This window comes from Klebsiella sp. Ech2A, assembly GCF_030078455.1.
Lineage (GTDB): Bacteria > Pseudomonadota > Gammaproteobacteria > Enterobacterales > Enterobacteriaceae > Klebsiella > Klebsiella terrigena.
On record NZ_JAQGFU010000261.1, the window covers coordinates 1 to 5,100 of the forward strand.

The window sequence follows — 5,100 nt, forward strand, 5'->3', positions numbered from 1 at the left end:
CTCGCGCAGCGTCGGGTCATCGTCGCCGGCGGACCATTCGCCGGCGCTCTCCGGCTGCCCGGGCGAGAGCAGGCGCCAGGCGATCGGCCGTTCAGGGGCGCCGAGGCGCAAAATGAGCGCCGCGCGCGGCGGCGTTTTATCGTTATTCATCGGCCACTCTGTAAAGTCCATAACGTCGCTGGATAACGCGGAAGCTGCGCCCTTCGCGCTGCAGGAGGCTGCGCTGCTGATAGCGCGCGCTGCCCATGACCACGGTGAACGAGGCGACGAAGCGTTCACTGTGGACCGTCAGCCAGGGGCGTACGGCGGTGGTGTCGGTGTCCTGCAGCGCCTGCTGGGCTAAAAACGCGGCAACGCTGTTCCAGCCGCTTGCCGGACGGGCGATCAGCAGCTGGCGCGCCTGCTGAATGCTCAGATCTGCGGGAAACAGCGCCGCCAGCAGGGCGGCCTGCGCCGGCTTCAGGGTATTGATATTGATCTGCAGGGCGTCGTTCGGGTGGGCGCAGACGTAGGGCAGCAGGCGCTGGTACAGCGCCGCATCCATCCCGGCGAGCAGGCGCAGCTCGCTGAGGTCCTGGATATTCTGGTTGCCGGTCAGGTAGCCCGGCGACTGCGCCATATAGACCTCGTCTTCCGCGCCGTTGAGCAGCGGCTGGCTATCCGCATCGATCCAGTCGCGCAGGGCGGCGGTGAGCTGCAGGGCGCGCAGCGGCTCCGCGCCGAGCTTCTCCAGCAGGCGGGTAAAGGCGCGCGCCGCGGCGGGGATCGCTTCGCTTTCTTCGGCGGTGGCGCGGTTGACGGCGTTCAGATTGAAGCAGGCCAGATCGTCGGTAATCGTGGCATAAATCTCGCCGCCATCGACGGTGAAACGGCGTCCCTGCTGGGCCCAGTTTTGTGCCAGATGGGTCTGGTTCGGCGAATCAAGCGCGTCGCGCTGCAGCAGCGCGGCAACCATCGTCTCCGCGCCCAGCGCGTACCACCTGGCCTGCAGGTTATCGAGGGTGGTAGCCGTCTGCTGGTACATCCGCGCCGTTCTTTCGGTGATGGCGCTCGCCAGCACCATCATCAGCGCGAGGATCAGCAGCACCATTAGCAGCGCGACGCCGCGCTGGCGGCCGTTCATGGCTGCTCTCCGGGGGCAACTAAAAACAGGCGCGTGACGTCGCCGTAGCCCTTCAGCGTTAAGGTGACTTCAAGCGCCTGCGGCAGCTTTTGCGCGGACTCCCAGCGATCCTGCCAGCCGCCGTTGGCGTAAAAGCGCAGGCGGAACGCCTCGACGTCGCGCTGCAGGACCCAGGTCGTCGGCCGGCTGCCGGTGAGCGGGTCCTGCTGGTCATAGCTCAGGCGCTCCAGCCGCTGCTGGCGCAGGCGGTAGCTGACGCTCTGGATCTCTGAGCGCGGCAGCATGCCCATCGGGTTTGGCCAGCCGCTGCGGCTAAAGGCTATCGCCCAGTCGTCGCTGCTCAGCTGGAAGCGCCCGGCGGAGAAGATGGCGGCATCGTCGCGGCCGCGACGGGGGACTATCTGGTTAAAGTCGGCGGCCATCTGGCTAAAGGTCTGCTGCAACGTGCGGATCTGCTGCGCTTTTTCTTTGGTGAGCGTATCCGCGCGAATGACGTTTTGCAGCACGCTGACCGCCGCTACGCTCAGCGCGGCGAGGATCGCCAGCGCCAGCAGCATTTCAACGAGGGTAAAGCCGCGCATGGTGCCGTTGTTCATGGCCGGGTCACCCAGGTGCGCAGCGAGGAGACCGGAGCCTTGTCGCTTTTATCATGACGGACCTCGACGTCCAGCGCCCGCAGCTGCGGGAGTTCGGTTTCGACGCCCTGCCAGCGGATATGCCAGCTGCCGCCTGCCGCCTGGACCGTTGTTTCCGAGGGGCTCAGCGCCGGCCAGCGGTTTTCCAGCTTCAGCTGGATCAGCTGATTGTCGGCAAGCCACCCGGCGAGGGTTTTCTCCTCCATGCGCCCGAGGTGGTTCGTCTGCTGCAGCGTGGCCTGCATCACGGACAGCCCGGCGAGGGCGAAGACCACCAGCGCGACCATGACTTCGATAAGCGTCATTCCGGACTGCGATTTCATGGGCTCTCCTCCCGCTGCGCGCCGCCGCGGGCGTCAACCTCCAGCGCCAGATCGCGGCCGATATGCAGCTGAAAGGGGGTCACTTCCCCGCCGGGGAACAGCAGAACGTCGGGCAGTTCGCCCGGCGTCCAGGCGGCGCCATCGGGAAAGCTCAGCGCCAGCGGTTCCAGGGCCGCGCTGCCCGAGGTGGCGACGCGCGCTATCTGCAGCGGCTGCCAGCGGGAGCCCTCCTCGCCGCCGTCCGCTTCGCCAGCCTGGCCGCTCTCGTCTGGGGTCAGCAGCCGCATAAACTGCCAGCGGTCGGGGTGAATTGAGATACCGTAGAACTGGCCGGTCTGCAGCCCGCGGTCGCGGACAAAGCTCAGCTGTGCCTGGAAGCGCTCGAGGGTCTGCGCCGGGTCGTTCTCGCGCGATGGCGGAAACGCCAGCATCACCATGCCCGCGCTAACGCCCATCAGCAGCAAAATGAGCATCATCTCCAGTAACGTGAAGCCGCGCTGCTGCACTATTTTTTCCCGATATTCCAGTTGCCGAGATCGTCGTTGGTATCCGGCATGCCGTCCGGCCCAACGCTAAACACGTCGACCTGGCCGTGCTGGCCGGGGCTGAGCAGCTGATAGTCGTTGCCCCACGGGTCCTGCGGCAGGCGGCGGATATAGCCGCCTTCCGGATAGTTACGCGCCTGCGGCTCGGCGGCGGGACGGCTGACCAGCGCCGCGAGCCCCTGCTCGGTGTTGGGGTAGCGGCTGTTATCCAGCTTGTACATATCCAGCGCGCCCTCCAGTGCCACCAGATCGCTGACCACCTTTTGCCGGTCCGCTTTTTCTTTATTGCCCATCAGGTTAGGGACCACCAGGCTGGCAAGAATGCCGAGAATGACAATCACCACCATAATTTCCAGTAAGGTGAATCCACGCTGTCGTTGCATTTTTTTCTCCATTATTACAATCACATACTCATAAGGGTGTTGAGCTGCAGGATCGGCTGCAGAATGGCCAGCACGATAAACAGCACCATCCCGGCCATCGCCACCACCAGCAGCGGCTCAAACAGGCTGAGCGCCATCTGAATTTGCGCGCTCAGCTCGCGGTCCTGGTTATCGGCGGCGCGCTCGAGCATGCCGTTGAGCTCGCCGCTCTGTTCGCCGCTGGCAACCATGTAGCGCATCATCGGCGGGAAGAGGGCGGTGGCTTCGAGGGCGCGGTGCAGGCTGATCCCTTCGCGCACCGACTCGGCGGCGGTTTCCAGCTGGCGGCGCGCCCAGGTGTTGCTTAACACCTCCGCGCTGATGCGCATCGACGGCAGCAGCGGGACGGCGCTGGCGTTCAGAATGCTGAGGGTGCGGGCGTAGCGGGCGCTGTTGATGCTGCGGGCCACCCGGCCAATCAGCGGCAGGCGCAGCAGCTGCCTATGCCAGATGAGCCGCCGCGCGGGCTGGCGCAGGGCGTACTGCAGCAGCAGCCCGCCCGCCAGCAGCGCCAGCAGTAGCCAGGGTCCGGCGCTGCGGACGATATCGCTCATGGTCATCAGCAGGCGGGTGGAGAACGGCAGGGCCTGCCTGAGATGAACAAACTGATCGACGACCTTTGGCACCACCGTGGAGAGCAGAATAGCGATCACGCTGATGGCGACCAGCGTCAGCACGATGGGGTAGATCATGGCCTGCAGCAGGCGGGCGCGAAGCTGCTGGCGCTGTTCGGTATAGTCGGCCAGGCGGTTAAGCACGCCGGCAAGGTGCCCGGAGGTTTCGCCCGCGGCGACCATCGCGCAGTAGAGCCGGTCGAAGCAGGCCGGATAGCCGCGCATGGCCTCCGCCAGGGTATGGCCTTCCAGCACCTTGCCGCGCACGCCGGCCATCAGGGTTTTCAGGTGCGCTTTTTCACACTGCTGCGCCACCGCGTCCAGCGCTTTTTCCAGCGGGATCGCGGCCGCCACCAGCGTCGCCAGCTGGCGGGTGAGGAGGGCGAGGTCGCCGGCGCCGGTGCGCCGCGTCAGCAGCGAATGCCCGCCGCCGCGCGCGCGGCCTTCAGCGGCGTCGATCTCAACGGGCAGCCAGCCCTTTTCCCGCAGCAGCTGTCGGGCGTGGCGGGCGGAGTCCGCCTGCTGTACACCGCGCTGCGTCCTGCCGCGCTCATCGAGCGCCCGGTAGCTAAAAATGGCCATCCTGGTCCCCCTGCGCCGCATGCTGCTCGGTCACCCTGACCACCTCTTCCCAGCTGGTTATTCCGCTCAGCACCTTCTCCAGCCCGGCGCGGCGGAGGGTGATATAGTCCGCCCCCAGCCGCTGGCCCAGCGTTAATTCGTTTTCTCCGCGGTGGATTGCCATCCGCACCCGATCGTCAACCCGCAGCAGCTCGTGGATCCCGGTACGCCCGCGATAGCCGGTGAAGCCGCACTCCGCGCAGCCCTCGGCGTGCCACAGGGTCGTTCCGGCCGGGACGCCCATCCGTATCGCCGTTTCCTCATCCGCCTGCCCCGGGCGACGGCAGTGCGGGCAGAGCCGGCGCACCAGGCGCTGCGACAGCACCGCCAGCAGCGAGGTTGACAGCAGAAAAGGCTCCACGCCCATATCCTGCAGGCGCGAAATTGCCCCCAGCGCGCTGTTGGTATGCAGCGTGGAGAGCACCAGGTGGCCGGTGAGGGAGGCCTGCACGGCAATCTGCGCCGTCTCGCCGTCGCGGATCTCGCCCACCAGCACCACGTCAGGGTCCTGGCGCAAAATGGCGCGCAGCCCGCGGGCAAAGGTCATCTCCACCCTGGGGTTGACCTGGGTCTGGCCGATCCCTTCCAGCTCGTATTCGACGGGGTCTTCGATGGTCATAATATTGCGCTCGCGAGCGTCCAGCCGGCTGAGGGCGGCGTACAGGGTGGTGCTTTTGCCGGACCCGGTGGGGCCGGTGACCAGAATGATGCCGTGCGGGCGGGCTATCAGCTCATCGACCTGCTGCAGGAGCGCGGGCGGCATCCCGAGGGTCAGCAGGTCGAGATTGACGCTGTTTTTATCCAGCAGGCGCAGCAC

Annotated in this window: 7 protein-coding genes; all 7 read right to left on the reverse strand. The window is 66.2% G+C overall.

The genetic code is table 11. The features are described from left to right. Positions 1-142 precede the first annotated feature (142 nt). Positions 143-1,123: a type II secretion system minor pseudopilin GspK gene (gspK, locus tag PFH44_RS24830; protein ID WP_283826476.1), complete on the reverse strand. Its 981-nt coding sequence runs from the start codon at positions 1,121-1,123 to the stop codon at positions 143-145. Continuing rightward, the gene (gene gspJ / locus PFH44_RS24835; protein ID WP_045860317.1) at positions 1,120-1,704 is read right to left on the reverse strand and encodes a type II secretion system minor pseudopilin GspJ; all 585 of its coding nucleotides are present in this window, start codon (positions 1,702-1,704) and stop codon (positions 1,120-1,122) included. Before gspJ ends, gspK begins: the two co-directional genes overlap by 4 nt. A gap of 11 nt (positions 1,705-1,715) precedes the next feature. Then, the gene (gspI, locus tag PFH44_RS24840; protein ID WP_041144103.1) at positions 1,716-2,081 is read right to left on the reverse strand and encodes a type II secretion system minor pseudopilin GspI; all 366 of its coding nucleotides are present in this window, start codon (positions 2,079-2,081) and stop codon (positions 1,716-1,718) included. Continuing rightward, entirely contained in the window at positions 2,078-2,587 is a 510-nt protein-coding gene (gene gspH / locus PFH44_RS24845) for a type II secretion system minor pseudopilin GspH (RefSeq protein ID WP_283826477.1), read from the reverse strand. The genes gspI and gspH overlap by 4 nt, the downstream gene beginning before the upstream one ends. Further along, on the reverse strand, positions 2,587-3,009 hold the full coding sequence (gene gspG, locus PFH44_RS24850; RefSeq protein ID WP_041144105.1) for a type II secretion system major pseudopilin GspG: 423 nt from the start codon (positions 3,007-3,009) through the stop codon (positions 2,587-2,589). The genes gspH and gspG overlap by 1 nt, the downstream gene beginning before the upstream one ends. 20 nt (positions 3,010-3,029) lie before the next feature. Continuing rightward, a complete protein-coding gene (gene gspF, locus PFH44_RS24855; RefSeq protein ID WP_283826478.1) occupies positions 3,030-4,244 on the reverse strand; it encodes a type II secretion system inner membrane protein GspF in 1,215 nt (404 codons plus the stop codon). Then, a partial coding sequence (locus PFH44_RS24860; protein WP_283826479.1) for a GspE/PulE family protein occupies positions 4,231-5,100 on the reverse strand: 870 nt, incomplete at its 5' end. The genes gspF and PFH44_RS24860, both read right to left, overlap by 14 nt.